The organism is Shewanella woodyi ATCC 51908 (genome assembly GCF_000019525.1).
GTDB classification, from domain to species: domain Bacteria; phylum Pseudomonadota; class Gammaproteobacteria; order Enterobacterales; family Shewanellaceae; genus Shewanella; species Shewanella woodyi.
The window spans coordinates 4,159,804-4,174,883 of the sequence record NC_010506.1 but is presented as its reverse complement, the minus strand read 5'-3'; the positions used below and the strand labels follow the sequence as shown (position 1 = coordinate 4,174,883).

Genomic DNA, 15,080 nt, shown 5'->3' with positions numbered 1-15,080 from the left:
ATCAAGTATGACAAATTGATGTGATAAACATGGATGACTCGTCTGCTCAGTATACCGCACCACTTTGACGTTTATTTTTTATATACCCAAGCCTCTTCGGAATGCTAGTTTCAGAGCTTCCGTAGGATACTTGAGCAAGGCAGTGATGAAGAGAATGGTGCTCCCTTGTTGATATCACTAACACTGCGCAGGTTTTCTACGGAAGCTCCCGTAGGGCAAGACGATAAGCAACCTATTTCAGCGTTATGAAATATTGAATTAGAATAACTAGTACTGCTATTTAATGCCTTGAAATCTACCACTTCTCGACTTGCTGAACTCTGCATGTTGAAGTGGTTTGGGTATACAACCAAGTAACATAAATCTGGAAAAACCATGATACGCCTCTCTAATATTAAACTCGACCTCGATCACTCTCCAGAAGAGTTGACTCAAGCCATTTTAACCATGTTGAACATCTCTGCTGATGAGTTGGTTGAAACTGTGGTATTTCGTCGTGGTATCGATGCCCGCACTAAAAATCGTATCTTTTTGCTCTATACACTCGATGTTACAACATCGAAAGATGCCTTTTTACTTGAGCAATTTAGCGATAACCAATCGGTGAAACCCACGCCGGATATGAGCTATAAGTTTGTGGCTAAGGCTCCTGAAGATCTTGGTGAGCGTCCTGTGGTTGTTGGTTTCGGCCCTTGTGGTATTTTTGCAGGTCTAGTATTAGCTCAGATGGGTTACAAGCCAATTATTCTTGAGCGCGGCAAAGAGGTGCGTGAGCGTACTAAAGATACCTTTGGTTTTTGGCGCAGTAAAAAGCTTAATACAGAGTCAAATGTGCAGTTTGGTGAGGGCGGTGCAGGTACCTTCTCTGATGGCAAGCTCTGGACCCAGATTAAAGATAAGAAGCATTATGGCCGTAAGGTGCTTAACGAGTTTGTTGAAGCGGGTGCGCCGGAAGAGATCTTATACGTCAGCAAGCCCCATATCGGTACTTTTAAACTAGTGAGCATGGTGGAGAAGATGCGCGCTAAGATTATCGAACTGGGTGGTGAAATTCGTTTCAGTGCGCGAGTCGATGATCTGCATATCGAGAATGGCCAGCTGTTAGGCTTAACTTTGGCGGATGGCTCTGAGATAAAATCTAAGCATATCGCCATGGCGATAGGTCATAGTGCCCGTGATACTTTCCAGATGATCCACGATAAAGGGGTCTATGTTGAAGCAAAACCTTTCTCTGTTGGATTTCGAATCGAGCATAACCAGTCTGTGATAGACAAAGCCCTGTTTGGCCAATTTGCTGGTCATCCAATTCTTGGTGCTGCGGATTACAAACTAGTTCACCACTGTAAATCAGGTCGCTCTGTTTACAGTTTCTGTATGTGTCCAGGTGGTACTGTGGTGGCAGCTACTTCTGAAGAGCACGCTGTGGTGACTAATGGCATGAGTCAGTACTCACGAAATGAGCGTAATGCTAACAGTGCAATTGTGGTGGGGATCGATCCAAGTGATTATCCTGGGCACCCATTAGCGGGTATCGATCTGCAGCGTCAACTTGAGAAAGCAGCCTATCTGCTTGGCGGTGAGAACTATGATGCACCGGCTCAGCTGGTGGGTGACTTTATGAAGGGAACTTCTTCGGCTCAGCTTGGTGGTGTAGACCCATCTTATAAGCCAGGGATCAGACTGACGGATATGACCAGCTTGCTACCTCAATACTGCGTCGAAGCGATACGTGAAGCGATCCCAGCGTTTAATAAGAAGATCCGTGGCTTTGCCATGGAAGATGCGACCCTAACAGGTGTCGAGACTCGCACATCATCGCCTATCAGCATCAAGCGTGGCGACGATTATCAGAGCATCAATACTAAAGGCTTCTACCCATCGGGTGAGGGAGCAGGTTATGCTGGTGGCATTATGTCATCGGCAATTGATGGTATTAAAGTGGCTGAAGCGATGGCGCTTAGCATCAATGAGCAGGCAAAGTAGTCTCCTTTAGGAGAGTATTTCGTTAAGAGAGGCCCCTAGGGGCCTTTTTCGTTTTCAGGATTATTAGAGTTCCGATATGCGTCTCGATAAATTTCTATGTAAGAGCACACAACTGACGCGCCATGAGGCCTGTGAACTGATATTGGCAGGCAAGGTCTTGGTCAATGGTGAGTCTGTTGTTAGCCCTTCTGCTCAGGTCCATGAAAATAATCATATTCGCTTAGAGGGTGGCCAGCGGCTTACTGCCCGAGCATCTCGCTATATCATGTTGCATAAACCTGCCGACACCTTAAGTTCGAATGTTGATGGCGATCATCCCAGTGTGTTTAATTTTATCAATTTAGAGCATACCAGTGAGTTGCATATTGCAGGCCGGTTAGACGCTGATACCACAGGATTACTACTGATAACCGATGATGGTCGTTGGTCATTTAACGTGTTTAATCCCAAATACCATTGCGAAAAGGTGTATCGCGTTTATTTGCGAGACTCTATTGAGGGAGAGATAGCCGGAGAGATAGATGCTGAGCTTAAAGCTCGTTTTAAGCAGGGGTTAGACCTACAGGGAGAGCAAGCGCTAACTCTGCCAGCAAAGCTTGAGTTTGTTTCCCCTAAAGAGGTGCTGCTGACTATCACTGAGGGGCGATACCACCAGATGAAGCGTATGTTTGCGCGTGTCGGTAACCGAGTTAACGCTTTGCATCGAGAGCAGGTGGGAAAGATAAAACTTGATATGCCTGTTGGTCAGTGGCGCTACTTAACTCGTGAAGAGATAGACTCGATTCCTCAATACTAATTCAGAGACAAGTCCCAAGATAATTTCCAAGATCAAGTTCCAAGACAAGTTCCAAGATTAACTCCGAGATTAGTGAGTTATGGTGTAAGAGGCGAACTCAATCGCCTCGATAACCTCTGTTTATCAATTAGCTATTCGCTAATTTTAATCCCTTCGTCAACTTCATAATCATCTAGCTTTGGGTTCTTGCTGATATCCAGTTGCTCTAGGGGATTTCCCGTGGCCCAGAGATCTCTGAGTTTAGGATTTTGACTGATATCAATATGGGTCAACTTGTTGTCAGTCAGGTAGAGCTTTGTCAGCTTAGAATTATAACTAACATCTAGCTTAGTTAACTGGTTATACATCAAGCCTAAACGGTTTAGCTCGCTGTTTTTACTCACATCTATTGTAGATATTTGGTTGCTAGTTAGGCCAACCTGCACCAGTGCTGAATTATGACTAAAATCGAGAGAGGTAAACTGATTCTCTTTTGCCCATAGATACTTAAGTGCTGAGTTCTGGCTCAAATCTAACTCTGTTAATCTATTCGCTACAACAGAGATATCTGTCAGTTTAGGGTTGTGGGTTAGATCTAAGTCGGAGATTTGATTAAAGCTGATATTGAGCTCCTGCAGTTGGGAGTTTTTACTCAGATCCAATTGAGTCAACTTCCCTTTGGTGATGGAAAGTTCAGTGAGTTTTAGATTGCCACTGAGATCTACTTCTTTCAGTTGTGGCCCCGATATCCACAGTCTCTCGAGTGCTGGAAAGTGGCTCAGTTCATCCACTTGATTAATCTTCATCTGACGGCATATAAGCTTAGTGATGGCGGCAGGATCTTCAGTTGTTTGTGCTAGTACACAGGCTTTAAAATTGCTGTCCTTAAATGGGATATCCTTGACGTTTTGATAATCTGCTGCAAAGCAACTGCTACTAACAGCCAGAGATAAGAGGGTCATGGCTAGCGGTTGTTTATAATCCATATTGTGCTTTAATCCTTTGTGAAACAACGAGAATGAGAATAAAAAACAGTGGTAATTTCCACATTCGAATACTAGCGTTAATACTTGGCTGGAGACAATAGTTGAGATGTGTATTTCTAATACCAATCAGTATAAAGATTTGATCGCTCAGCGAGAGTTTAGCGGTCCTGAGGCAAGGCAACGAGTGAAGAGCATAGTTATTCTACGGTTAAGCTCGTTAACACAGCATCAGCACCGCTAAAACTCGCCTGTAAGGAGTGTTTTTGGCTGCCTACTTCTGTGTTGAATGAACTTACAAGGGAACAACCATTATATCATCCATTCGCCTTGAATTAGTTTGCCAAAAGACACTCTGAGTAGATCAACTTCTTATACTGATTGGTATACTATATTATTTGACTGAAAGCACTTTTTACTGGTGCTGTGATCTGGTAAAGGAGGGGGGATGCACACAGAGATAACTCGGCTTAGCAAACGTCTTAGAAGAGTTTTTGAAAAGCAGGCAATAAGAACTGAGTTGCCTCATTTATGTCATTTCCCTAAAAATAGCTGTCAGCTTGCTTCCCTCTATTTAGGGGTATTAATTAACAGGCAGTTTCCAACCGTTTATATTGAATTGATCCATGGTCGTCACAGATTAAAAGAGGAAAATCACTATTGGCTGGAGGTGAATGGTTTTAGCTATGATATTACCGCTGATCAATTCGATGATATAAATGAGCCTATCTATGCTGGTTTATCTAACCCTCTAAGCACCTACTTCTCACCTTACCACTCAACTGAAGTGATGCAGGCTTTTAGTGATTATCAGCAGGTCGAAGGGGAGAGAAGTCTATCCATTTTAGCACAGATCGAAGTGCTGCTTAATCAAGCCTCCCCACCCAGTTAAAAGAGGCTATAGAGTGTCTTGATACTCAACACAAGCGTGATAGCAATCACGACCGCGCCTATCAAATTCTGACGGAGACTATTCTTGTACTGGCCCAACACTTGGGTCTTATTTACTATCCAAAGCAGAAGGGATGCAAGTAGGGGAAGCAGTAAGCCGTTGGCTATTTGAGCAAACTTGATGATCTCTATCGGTTTGAGTTGAAGCGATGAGCTGATCACTCCGACTATGATGACAGTTAGCCAGATTGTTCTGAAACGCCAGTCTTTTAAGTTCGCTTTCCAGCCGAAGCAGTGTTGCCCCACAAAGGCTGCAGCCAGTGGCGCTGTAATGGCTGAAGTTATCCCCGCAGCAAACAAACCTATCCCTAGGAAGAGTGATGAGAAAGTACCGAACAGCGGGTTTAGTCCCTTGGCCAAATCGAGTAGGTTCTCGACACTGTCACCCTGTATCGAGGCTGCACAGATGATGATTGCCATAGAGATGATGCCACCAAAACCGATTGAGATAAGGGTGTCTTGTTTGACAAACTTAAGCTCATTTGGATGCTGCCACACCTCCTTAACTAGGGAGGCATGAAGAAAAAGGTTGTAGGGCACCACAGTCGTGCCGATTAAGCCTATCACCATTAAAATGTTCTGTGATGAGACCTGTGGAGTGAATAAACCAGATAAAACAGCGCCTAAATCTGGTTTAGTGAGTATGGCGGTAATAAAAAAGGAGAGACTCATTGCTATTACAAGACCGATAAGTACTCGTTCAAGTAGTTTATAACTGCCGATAAACAGTAGTATTGCCGACACGGAGCCAATAAGCAGAGGAAGAAAAGGCAGGCTGCTTTCACCAAAAATAGCTGAGAGACCCAATGAGGCCCCGGTAATGTTCCCCGCTTCATAGGCGATGTTACCCACAACGATGGCGGAGAAGATCAACAGTAGCGTGATATTACGCAATACCGTGGAGTTTATCTGCTCCTTAATTACGGCTGCCAGCCCTTTTTGTGTGATAAGGCCAAGTCTTGCTGACATCTCCTGTAGGGTGTATGTAGCGACAATTGAGAGCAGCATTACCCAGAGTAAGCCATAGCCAAATTTGACGCCGGCTATGGTGCATAAGGTGACGGTACCTGGACCAATAAAGGCGGCGGCGATAAAGGCGCCCGGTCCAATTTTAGGGGCAGATCTTGACATAATAGGGTTAATTTATTGTAGTTGTTTTGTTAACCCTACAATATTGCATAGGCGATGTTAATAGGTGGCAGTTAATTGGAAGTCGTGTTCCTCTCGTTTTGCCGCTGTTAGCGAAATACTCTAAAGCCTACCTCTTGCTCGGCTAAAAAGTTTTCAGCATCATCTCCCTCTAGCATCGCCATAGTGGCTAGCATACCAGCCGTGGTGCAGTTATCAGCCATAACAGTGACCGAGCGCGGTGCACCCTCGATAGGATAACCGCTTTTAGGGTTGATAATATGGCCAAATCGTTTGTTGTTAATCTCAATAAATCGCCGTGTATCCCCGCTGGTGGCAAGGCCGCCTTGACGGATTGAGACGATTTCTGCAGCACTGTCCAGTGCTTCGGGGTTTTCAATACCGACCTGCCACTCTGGCTCACCGAAACGCTTTGCAATTGGGCAAGCGATATCACCACCGAAATTGACTAAAACCGCAATATCCCGCCAGTGATGAGCAAGTAGATGGGCGACACGGTCTGCGGCGTACTCTTTACCTATTCCGCCAAGATCTAACATCATACCTTCAGGCATAGTGAGCTGAGAGCGGTTGAGGGTTAATCGAGAAAATCCAACAGACTGGCGAGCCTGACAAAGCTCACTCTCTTTGGGAAGTTTTCCCTGTTTATCGAATCGCCACAGGGCGTTTAAGGGCCCAGATGTGATATCAAACTTACCTTGGCTTAACTCAAAGCAGTGTTTGGCAAACTGCAGCAAGTTTGTGGTTTCTTGATCTAACTCTATAGCCTCTGGGTGACTGTGGTTGAGTTGCCAAAGTGTATTGCCCTTAATAAATCGACTGTATTTTTGCTCAATTCTTAGGGTTTCCGTGCAGGCCAGTGCCATCATGGCATCTGCTATCTGTTTATTATCAGTCTCAATTAGAAGCTCGCAGGGACTGGCCATAGCGGAAAATTCCCCCATATAGCCCCAAGGGGTTGCCGTTAAACGGTATTTGGCCATCGACCTATCCTATCTGTTTTATTGCTGCATAAGCTGGAAAATTAAGACTAATTTACTAGCTGTTTGTGCTCATTTGCGTAAAAGTTAACCCGTGATAAGATAAAAAACAATGAATGGAAGCAGGCAATGATTGGATGATCGTCAATAAAGTAGTGAAAGCTCTTATCACTAGCGGGTTATTTCTCAGTTTTACCTCCTATGCTCAAACCAGTTTAATCTCAAATGTCTCAGGTTACAGCGTCAATGACGGTGTGCTTACGCCGTTTAGTGCTATTGCATTTGAAGGTGACAAGGTGTTGAAACTTTATGGTAAAGATGAGCCTTTACCTAAAAAGGAGAGCATCGTCTATATCGACGGTGAGGGACAAACCATGCTCCCAGGCCTAATTGATGCCCATGGTCATGTGTTGAGTTACGGTTTGAGCTTGATGCGAGCACAGCTCAGGGGAGCTGAGTCCGAGAGTGAGGCGGTTAAGCGGGTTAAGCTTTTTAGGGATGCACAACCTGAGCTTAATTGGGTGCAGGGAAGGGGCTGGAATCAAGTGTTATGGCCAAGTAAGTCATTTCCTAGTGCCAAGAGTTTGGATAAAATTTTTCCCGATACACCAGTATGGTTAATCCGCATTGATGGTCATGCAGGCTGGGCGAACAGTGCAGCTATGACCCTGTCAAATATCAACGCCCAAACTCAGTCACCTGAGGGCGGGGAGATTATTCGTGATGCTAGTGGTCAGCCGACAGGGGTTTTTATCGATAAAGCCATGTCTCTTATCTCCCAAAATATTCCAAGTTTAACCCAAACAGAACAAAGAGCCGTGTTGAAACTCTCCATGAAGGAGTTATCAAAGCTTGGGCTGACCAGCGTTCATGATGCGGGAGTTGGCAATGATACTTTAGAGGCTTACCTCAGTTTGGCTAAAGCGGATGAGATGCCTATTAGGATCTACGGGATGCTCGATGCCGATGATCGTCACTTTAGTGAGTTGATGAAACAGGGGCCGATACGCTTACCTGAACATAAGCTAGATATTGCGAGTGTAAAGATCTCAGCCGATGGAGCTTTAGGCAGCCGAGGTGCGGCGCTTATTGAAGATTACAGTGATCAAGAAGGAAATAATGGCTTACTCCTGTACCCTGAAGGGGAGATGGCCAAGGTGATGAAGCTGGCCATGGAATCTGGTTTTCAAGTCAATACCCACGCCATAGGCGATCAGGCTAATAAACTCGTACTGGATAACTACCAAGACTTGATTAAAGAGACCAATACTGGCGAGTTAAGGCATAGGGTTGAACATGCTCAAGTGCTTAGGCTGGAGGATATTCCCCGATTTGCCAAGCTCAATGTCATCGCCTCTATGCAAGCGACCCATGCTACTAGCGATAAGAACATGGCACTCGACCGTCTCGGCAGTGAGCGTATTAAAGGTGCTTATGCTTGGCGAAGGCTGCTTGAAAGTGGGGCAGTGATCGCCGCGGGCTCTGACTTTCCTATTGAATCGGCAAATCCCTTCTTTGGTTTACACGCCTCTGTCACCCGCCAAGATCAGCAAAATAGGCCTGAAAATGGCTGGTACAGCTCCCAGAGTATGACATTAACTCAAGCCCTTAACTCCTTCACCCAAGGGGCGGCATATGCAGCCCATCAAGAATCCCTTATAGGCCAATTAAAGCCAGGTATGAAGGCGGACTTTATTCTGGTCGACCAAGATATCTTTGCTATTCCAGCATCTGAGTTATGGCAAACTCAAGTAAATCAGACCTGGATTGATGGCAAACGTATCTACTAATACCGCTTCATGGTTTGGATAAACAACTCATCTGAAGAGGGGGAGTCATGCTCAACCCCTTTTTGTTTTTCCTACAAAAATTGTCTAAAAAACTCCCGTTTCACTTAATCTTTAAGATTAGGTTAAGGCTAATTTAGTAGCCGCTACAGCTACTATTTTTTGTCATAAAACAACATATTGATCATTTTACGACGATATCAGCCGATCCTTGTCACAAATCTGACTGAAATTCTGTTTTTAAGTTACGACTAGGGGATGTAATGTGACCTCTTTATCGGATTTGAGATTAACAAAGATTTAGAATTAAGCATCCAATTTTTTAACGGTTGATGTTTGTGATGGCTGAGTTCAAAGACCAGATAAAAACAGTAACAAAAGGGCTGGACGTGCCCATTGCCGGTGAGCCTAAGCAGCTGATAGAGGATAGATTTACCTCTTCCCATGTTGCACTTCTCGGTGAAGAGTATGTTGGACTAAAACCAACAATGATGGTCGAGGTTGGTGATACGGTCAAAAAAGGCCAACCACTATTTGAAGATAAGAAGACGCCGGGGGTGTTATTTACCGCGCCTGCCAGTGGTGAGATCATCGCTATCAATCGTGGTGAGCGCCGAGTATTGCAGTCGGTGGTGATCCGATGTCAAGGCGACGACGCTTTAGTGTTTGAAGCAAGTGAAGACCCTTCTCGTTTAAGCCGTGAAGCGGTGCAGGCCAACTTAGTCAAAAGTGGTTTGTGGACAGCCTTACGAACTCGCCCATTTTCACGTCTACCTCAGCTAGATACGATACCGGCAGCCATTTTTGTGACTGCCACGGATACTAACCCGTTAGCGCCAGAGCCGCGTATCATTATTGGTGAGCAGTCAGAAGCTTTTGCAACGGGAATGGCAGTACTAACACGCTTGACGCAAGGTAAAGTCTACTTGTGTCAGGATGCAGGTGAATCTTTGCCTGGTCATGATTTAGCACAGGTTGAAACTAAGCGCTTTACCGGGGTTCATCCAGCGGGGCTTGTAGGCACTCATATCCACTTTACTCTACCTGTTAGCCTTGAGCGTCAGGTATGGCACATCGGCTATCAGGATGTGATCGCCTTCGGTAAGCTTTTCCAGACCGGTGAGCTGTATACCGATCGCGTGGTGTCTCTTGCGGGACCTGACGTACTCAACCCAAGACTCGTGCGTACTCAGCTTGGTGCCGAGTTAAGTGAAATCGTGAAAGATCAACTTAAACCTGGATTCTCACGTGTCGTATCTGGCTCAGTCCTATCTGGTCACACGGCCGCTGGGGTACATGATTACCTAGGACGATTCCATAATCAGATATCTGCATTGACTGAAGATTCACAACATGAACTTCTCTCTTGGGTTCGTGGTGGCTCTGAAAAGTTCTCTATCACCCGCGCTGTGACCTCTCGCTTTAAAGGCGCGAAGAAACTGTTCCAAATGACAACCCATACTGGTGGTTCTGCACGTGCCATGATGGCTTTTGGTCAGCTAGATCGCGTCATGCCTCTGGATATCCTACCGACACTATTAGTACGCGACCTAGTGGTTCGTGATACAGATGAAGCTCAGGAGTTAGGTGCGTTAGAGCTCGATGAGGAAGATTTAGCACTCTGTACTTTCGTTTGCCCAGGTAAATATGACTTTGGTAAAGAGCTACGTGCTTGCCTAGATATTATTGAGAGGGAAGGGTGATGAATTCAAAAGATAATAAGCCAGATCTACAGGAAGACTATTACGCTCCAGGTCAGGCGATGAAGGGTTATCTTAGATCCCTTGTTATTGCTCATGGTCGCAGCACTAAAGGTAAGGTGCACGTTCGTGATGCTATCGATGTAAAACGTACCATGACCATGGTTGGTTTATGTTTACTGCCAGCGATTCTGTTTGGCTTGTATAACTTAGGGTTACAGGCGCAGCTTGCGATCGCCTCTGGTTTATCAACACCAGATGTGTGGCAACTGGGCCTATTTAACCTTATCTCTGGCGGATTAACGGAGCAGACAGGGTTAATTGGTCTATTCCTTTACGGCTTGAGTTTCTACTTTCCTATCTATCTGACTGCGCTGCTGGTGAGTCTTTTCTGGGAGGTGGTATTTGCTAAGGTGCGTGGTCAAGAGCTCCATGAAGGCTTCTTTGTGACCGCACTGCTGTTCACCTTAATCTTGCCTGTCTCGACACCGCTTTGGATTGTAGCCATGGGTATCACCTTTGGTGTGGTGATAGCCAAAGAGCTGTTTGGTGGCATGGGGTATAACTTCCTCAACCCTGCGCTTGCTGGTCTCTCATTTATCTTCTTTGCCTATCCGAGTGAAGTGGCGAGTGTTGGCCAGTTGGTAGCTGTCGACGGTTTCTCTGGTGCAACAGCACTGGCTCAAACCGCAGCCGGTAAGTTGAGTTTTGCCGAGTACGCTTGGTTTGATGCTTTTAGCGATCCTAACTGGTGGAATGCTTTCTTAGGCTTTATACCTGGTGCAATTGGTGAAACCAGTACCTTAGCACTCTTGATTGGTGGTGGATTACTGCTATTAAGCCGCTTAGCCGACTGGCGTATCGTGGCTGGCGTGATGCTGGGCATGATCTTGACTGCCATCATGTTTAACTTGATTGGCTCTGCGAAAAATGAGCTATTTGCGATGCCGTGGACCTGGCATCTCGTCACTGGCGGTTTTGCGCTGGGTATGATGTTTATGGCCACAGATCCTGTGACGACCTCGTACACACGTAAAGGCAAAATTGCCTACGGCTTCCTTATCGGCTTTATGACGGTGCTTATCCGCGTGGTCAACCCAAAGATGTCAGAGGGAATAATGTTAGCCATCCTATTCGCTAACTTGTGGGCACCTATCTTCGACTACCTCGTTGCGAAAGCGAATATCAAACGGAGGGTGAAACGCAATGCCCTTTAACGTTAAGAGTGCGCCCGGCGCAGGCATGCTGGCGATTCAATTCGCCAGCATCTGGACAGGGATATTTGATTACCTTTTATTCGGCCCTTCAGATGAGTCGAGTAAAGATAAAGCAGGGGTTAAGTAGAGATGGCCTTTAAGAAAGATACCGTAGTAGGGACCATGGTCTTTACCTTCATACTTTGCTTGTTGTGCTCATTTATGATCACAGGAACAGCTGAGCTGCTCAAAGAGCGTAAATTGGCCAAGAAGCGAGATGAGCTTCAACGCTATGTGCTGATGGCTGCCGATATCGACATGAGCGGCGACAGAGATTTCCGTGAGATTTTTGCCAAATCGGTGACCCCTATGTTGGTGGAGCTTGATACCGGCAAGGTGACCACTGACGGTAACCTGATGGACTTTGATGATCGTATGGCGGCCATTAATCCAGAAACCTCAATCAAGCCTAAAAAAGATACCGCCAGAATCAAAAGCCGTGCAAACCAAGTACGAGCCTTTAAGGTCGTTGATGACCAAGGTGAGCTGTTAAGCATGGTGATGCCTGTTTATGGCAAGGGGCTGTGGTCGATGATCTACGGTTTTGTCGCTGTGAAGTCTGATTTGAACACCATAGAAAACGTGGTGTTTTATGAGCACGGTGAGACACCGGGCATCGGTGATTTCCTCAACGATCCTGAGTGGACCGATAAGTTTCGCAACAAGCAGCTCTATGATGATAAAGGTAAAGTTGCGATTAAAGTCGTGAAAGGTGGCGCGAAAGAGGGTGATGTTCATGGTATCGATGCGATAAGTGGCGCGACCATGACAGGTCGTGGTGTACAACGCTCGATTCAGTTCTGGTTCGGTAATGAGGGCTTTGAAACCTTCTTTAATAAGTTAAAAGCTTCGGAGGTCTAAGGTGAGTACTCATACATTATCGACTCGCGATATATTGACTAACCCAGTTTTCACCAATAACCCAGTAGCGATGCAAGTGCTAGGTGTCTGTTCTGCCTTGGCGGTCAGTAACTCGTTGCAAACAGCTTTGGTGATGACGTTAGCTGTGACCTTCGTATTGGTGTTCTCTAACCTGATCATCTCCTCTATACGTCGTTTGATCCCAAACAGTGTGCGTATTATTGCTCAGATGACTGTGATTGCCTCCTTGGTGATCATTGTCGATATGGTTTTGCAGGATGTGGCTTATGAGTTATCTCGTCAGCTGTCAGTGTTTGTAGGCCTTATTATTACTAACTGCATCATTATGGGCCGCGCTGAAGCCTTTGCCATGAAGAACCCACCACACTTAGCTGTGGTTGATGCCTTTGGTAATGCCATAGGTTATGGCGTGATCTTGCTCGGTGTTGCCTTTGTGCGTGAGCTACTTGGCAGCGGCACCCTGTTTGGTCATGAGGTACTGCAAACCGTTGAAAATGGCGGCTGGTACCTCGCAAACGAGATGTTCAAACTCCCCCCTAGTGCGTTTTTCCTCATTGGATTAATGATCTGGTCCATTAACGTTATTCAGCGTAAACGAGGTTAAGGAAGAGATATGGAACATTACATTAATCTTTTTATACAAGCGGCCTTTATTGACAACATGGCGCTGTCATTCTTTATGGGCATGTGTACCTTCCTTGCGGTGTCTAAGAAGGTGTCGACCTCATTTGGACTCGGTATTGCGGTTATCGTGGTGATGACTATTGCGGTCCCCATCAACCAAGTGATCTACGCCAATGTTTTGGCTCCGGGAGCACTGGCTTGGGCCGGTTACCCTGAGTTAAATCTGAGCTATCTGCAGCTGATCACCTTTATCGGTGTGATTGCAGCTTTGGTGCAGATTTTAGAGATGTTCTTAGATAAGTATATCCCGAGTCTGTATGACTCTTTAGGAATATTCCTGCCACTGTTAACCGTTAACTGCGCGATCTTTGCAGGCGTTATCTTTATGGCGAACCGTGATTACAGCTTAGGTGAGTCGGCTGTATTTGCGATGGGATCTGGCGTGGGATGGGCGATGGCGATTGTGATGCTGGCAGGTTTGCGTGAACGAATGAAGTTTCATGCGATTCCTGAAGGCTTACAGGGGATAGGCATTGTCTTTATCACTACTGGCTTGATGGCACTCGGCTTTATGGCTTTCTCTGGTATTTCTATTTAAGTCTCTATTTTTGTAAACAAGAAGCTTAAAGAAAACGGATAATGAAAAGGTAGATTCGATGGAAATGGCAATTGGTATCGGCATGTTCACCTTCGTTGTGAGTGTGTTGGTTATGGTGATTTTAATCGCCAAAAGTAAACTGGTCTCCACGGGAGATGTCTCTATTCGCATCAATGATGACGATGAGAAAAGCATTACCACCTCGGCAGGTGACAAGCTATTAGGGGCTTTGGCAAACAAGGATATCTTTATCCCGTCGGCCTGTGGTGGCGGTGGTACATGTGGTCAATGTCGTGTGGTAGTGAAATCTGGTGGCGGTGATATTTTGCCAACAGAGCGTGATCATATCACTAAGAAAGAGGCCAAAGAGGGTTGTCGTCTGGCGTGTCAGGTTGCGGTTAAAACCGACATGGAACTTGAAGTTGAAGATGAGATCTTCGGCGTGAAGAAGTGGCAATGTGAAGTTATCTCTAACGATAACAAGGCGACCTTTATTAAAGAGCTACTGCTTAAGCTACCAGAAGGGGAAGATGTTAAGTTTAAGGCTGGTGGTTACATTCAGATTGAGGCACCAGCCCATCAGGTGAACTACAGTGATTTTGATATTCCTGAGGAGTATCGTGGTGACTGGGAGAAGTATGAGCTGTTTAATCTGGTATCAAAAGTTGATGAAGATGTACTGCGTGCATACTCAATGGCGAACTACCCAGATGAGAAGGGTCGCATTATGCTTAATGTGCGTATCGCAACGCCTCCCTCTGAAGGGCTACCACCTGGCAAGATGTCATCTTACATCTTTAACCTAAAAGCGGGTGACAAGGTCACTATTTCTGGACCGTTTGGTGAGTTCTTCGTTAAAGATACCGATGCTGAGATGGTCTTTATCGGTGGTGGTGCTGGTATGGCGCCGATGCGTTCTCATATCTTTAACCAGCTTAAAGGAGAGAAAACCCAGCGTAAGATGAGTTTTTGGTACGGTGCACGCTCAACGCGTGAAGTTTTCTATCAAGAAGATTTCGATAAGTTAGCGGCTGAGAATGATAACTTTGTTTGGCATGTTGCTCTCTCAGATCCACTGCCTGAGGATAACTGGGATGGCTATACTGGCTTTATCCATAATGTCCTGTATGAGAACTACCTCAAAAACCATAAAGCGCCGGAAGATTGTGAGTTTTACATGTGTGGACCTCCAATTATGAACTCTTCAGTGATTAGCATGCTAGAAAGTCTTGGTGTCGAAGAGGAAAATATCCTACTAGATGACTTTGGTGACTAGGCTAAAAATTAGTGACTAAATAGAGAAAGCGCAGCCATAGGGTTGCGTTTTTTTCTGCTATTTTTATGAGCAAGTAAAAGGCGACTAAAGTCTAATCCCCAAGCATTGAAAATTTACTCACTATAAGGAATAAAAA

The 15,080-nt window shown here is 45.5% G+C and carries 14 protein-coding genes; 11 read left to right on the top strand and 3 right to left on the bottom strand.

Annotated features, from left to right (window positions below; genetic code table 11):
- Positions 1-375 precede the first annotated feature (375 nt).
- Together SWOO_RS17595 and SWOO_RS17590 are read left to right on the top strand one after the other, a co-directional pair.
- Positions 376-1,983 (top strand): NAD(P)/FAD-dependent oxidoreductase, encoded by a 1,608-nt coding sequence (locus SWOO_RS17595; protein WP_012326015.1) that lies wholly within the window; start codon positions 376-378, stop codon positions 1,981-1,983.
- Between the two features lie 76 nt (positions 1,984-2,059).
- Positions 2,060-2,779, top strand: coding sequence for a pseudouridine synthase (locus tag SWOO_RS17590; protein WP_012326014.1), 720 nt, complete (start codon positions 2,060-2,062; stop codon positions 2,777-2,779).
- 131 nt (positions 2,780-2,910) lie between these two features.
- On the opposite strand, the gene SWOO_RS17585 is transcribed toward SWOO_RS17590, so the two are convergent.
- The gene (locus SWOO_RS17585; RefSeq protein ID WP_012326013.1) at positions 2,911-3,744 is read right to left on the bottom strand and encodes a leucine-rich repeat domain-containing protein; all 834 of its coding nucleotides are present in this window, start codon (positions 3,742-3,744) and stop codon (positions 2,911-2,913) included.
- Positions 3,745-4,189: 445 nt separating this feature from the next.
- Between SWOO_RS17585 and SWOO_RS17580 the strand changes: the two genes are divergently transcribed.
- Complete coding sequence (locus SWOO_RS17580) at positions 4,190-4,633, top strand: hypothetical protein (RefSeq protein ID WP_012326012.1); 444 nt, start codon at positions 4,190-4,192, stop codon at positions 4,631-4,633.
- Here SWOO_RS17580 and SWOO_RS17575 read toward each other — a convergent pair.
- Positions 4,630-5,823, bottom strand: a complete 1,194-nt coding sequence (locus tag SWOO_RS17575; RefSeq protein WP_012326011.1) for an Nramp family divalent metal transporter — start codon at positions 5,821-5,823, stop codon at positions 4,630-4,632. The genes SWOO_RS17580 and SWOO_RS17575 overlap by 4 nt on opposite strands.
- 107 nt (positions 5,824-5,930) lie before the next feature.
- The gene (locus tag SWOO_RS17570; RefSeq protein ID WP_012326010.1) at positions 5,931-6,824 is read right to left on the bottom strand and encodes an FAD:protein FMN transferase; all 894 of its coding nucleotides are present in this window, start codon (positions 6,822-6,824) and stop codon (positions 5,931-5,933) included.
- A gap of 134 nt (positions 6,825-6,958) precedes the next feature.
- Between SWOO_RS17570 and SWOO_RS17565 the strand changes: the two genes are divergently transcribed.
- From SWOO_RS17565 to nqrF, 8 genes are all read left to right on the top strand, one after another.
- Positions 6,959-8,611 (top strand): amidohydrolase, encoded by a 1,653-nt coding sequence (locus SWOO_RS17565; RefSeq protein ID WP_012326009.1) that lies wholly within the window; start codon positions 6,959-6,961, stop codon positions 8,609-8,611.
- A 338-nt stretch (positions 8,612-8,949) separates the two neighbouring features.
- Positions 8,950-10,311: a Na(+)-translocating NADH-quinone reductase subunit A gene (locus SWOO_RS17560; protein WP_041418242.1), complete on the top strand. Its 1,362-nt coding sequence runs from the start codon at positions 8,950-8,952 to the stop codon at positions 10,309-10,311.
- The gene (locus SWOO_RS17555; protein ID WP_012326007.1) at positions 10,311-11,525 is read left to right on the top strand and encodes an NADH:ubiquinone reductase (Na(+)-transporting) subunit B; all 1,215 of its coding nucleotides are present in this window, start codon (positions 10,311-10,313) and stop codon (positions 11,523-11,525) included. The genes SWOO_RS17560 and SWOO_RS17555 overlap by 1 nt, the downstream gene beginning before the upstream one ends.
- On the top strand, positions 11,515-11,652 hold the full coding sequence (locus SWOO_RS26045) for a hypothetical protein (RefSeq protein ID WP_157582191.1): 138 nt from the start codon (positions 11,515-11,517) through the stop codon (positions 11,650-11,652). The genes SWOO_RS17555 and SWOO_RS26045 overlap by 11 nt, the downstream gene beginning before the upstream one ends.
- Before the next feature lie 2 nt (positions 11,653-11,654).
- Positions 11,655-12,425 carry a Na(+)-translocating NADH-quinone reductase subunit C gene (locus SWOO_RS17550; RefSeq protein WP_012326006.1) on the top strand — a complete coding sequence of 257 codons (771 nt, stop codon included), beginning with the start codon at positions 11,655-11,657 and terminating at the stop codon, positions 12,423-12,425.
- Position 12,426: 1 nt separating this feature from the next.
- Complete coding sequence (locus tag SWOO_RS17545) at positions 12,427-13,050, top strand: NADH:ubiquinone reductase (Na(+)-transporting) subunit D (protein WP_012326005.1); 624 nt, start codon at positions 12,427-12,429, stop codon at positions 13,048-13,050.
- Between the two features lie 9 nt (positions 13,051-13,059).
- Entirely contained in the window at positions 13,060-13,668 is a 609-nt protein-coding gene (gene nqrE, locus SWOO_RS17540) for an NADH:ubiquinone reductase (Na(+)-transporting) subunit E (RefSeq protein WP_012326004.1), read from the top strand.
- Positions 13,669-13,726: 58 nt separating this feature from the next.
- The gene (gene nqrF / locus SWOO_RS17535; protein ID WP_012326003.1) at positions 13,727-14,944 is read left to right on the top strand and encodes an NADH:ubiquinone reductase (Na(+)-transporting) subunit F; all 1,218 of its coding nucleotides are present in this window, start codon (positions 13,727-13,729) and stop codon (positions 14,942-14,944) included.
- The last annotated feature ends 136 nt before the right edge of the window (positions 14,945-15,080 follow it).

What these genes read in the sequence shown, in the direction of transcription:
- SWOO_RS17595 (WP_012326015.1), top strand. Translation starts at nt 376, where the DNA reads ATGATACGCCTCTCTAATATTAAACTCGACCTCGATCACTCTCCAGAA.
- SWOO_RS17590 (WP_012326014.1), top strand. Translation starts at nt 2,060, where the DNA reads ATGCGTCTCGATAAATTTCTATGTAAGAGCACACAACTGACGCGCCAT.
- SWOO_RS17585 (WP_012326013.1), bottom strand. Translation starts at nt 3,744, where the DNA reads ATGGATTATAAACAACCGCTAGCCATGACCCTCTTATCTCTGGCTGTT.
- SWOO_RS17580 (WP_012326012.1), top strand. Translation starts at nt 4,190, where the DNA reads ATGCACACAGAGATAACTCGGCTTAGCAAACGTCTTAGAAGAGTTTTT.
- SWOO_RS17575 (WP_012326011.1), bottom strand. Translation starts at nt 5,823, where the DNA reads ATGTCAAGATCTGCCCCTAAAATTGGACCGGGCGCCTTTATCGCCGCC.
- SWOO_RS17570 (WP_012326010.1), bottom strand. Translation starts at nt 6,824, where the DNA reads ATGGCCAAATACCGTTTAACGGCAACCCCTTGGGGCTATATGGGGGAA.
- SWOO_RS17565 (WP_012326009.1), top strand. Translation starts at nt 6,959, where the DNA reads ATGATCGTCAATAAAGTAGTGAAAGCTCTTATCACTAGCGGGTTATTT.
- SWOO_RS17560 (WP_041418242.1), top strand. Translation starts at nt 8,950, where the DNA reads ATGGCTGAGTTCAAAGACCAGATAAAAACAGTAACAAAAGGGCTGGAC.
- SWOO_RS17555 (WP_012326007.1), top strand. Translation starts at nt 10,311, where the DNA reads ATGAATTCAAAAGATAATAAGCCAGATCTACAGGAAGACTATTACGCT.
- SWOO_RS26045 (WP_157582191.1), top strand. Translation starts at nt 11,515, where the DNA reads ATGCCCTTTAACGTTAAGAGTGCGCCCGGCGCAGGCATGCTGGCGATT.
- SWOO_RS17550 (WP_012326006.1), top strand. Translation starts at nt 11,655, where the DNA reads ATGGCCTTTAAGAAAGATACCGTAGTAGGGACCATGGTCTTTACCTTC.
- nqrE (WP_012326004.1), top strand. Translation starts at nt 13,060, where the DNA reads ATGGAACATTACATTAATCTTTTTATACAAGCGGCCTTTATTGACAAC.
- nqrF (WP_012326003.1), top strand. Translation starts at nt 13,727, where the DNA reads ATGGAAATGGCAATTGGTATCGGCATGTTCACCTTCGTTGTGAGTGTG.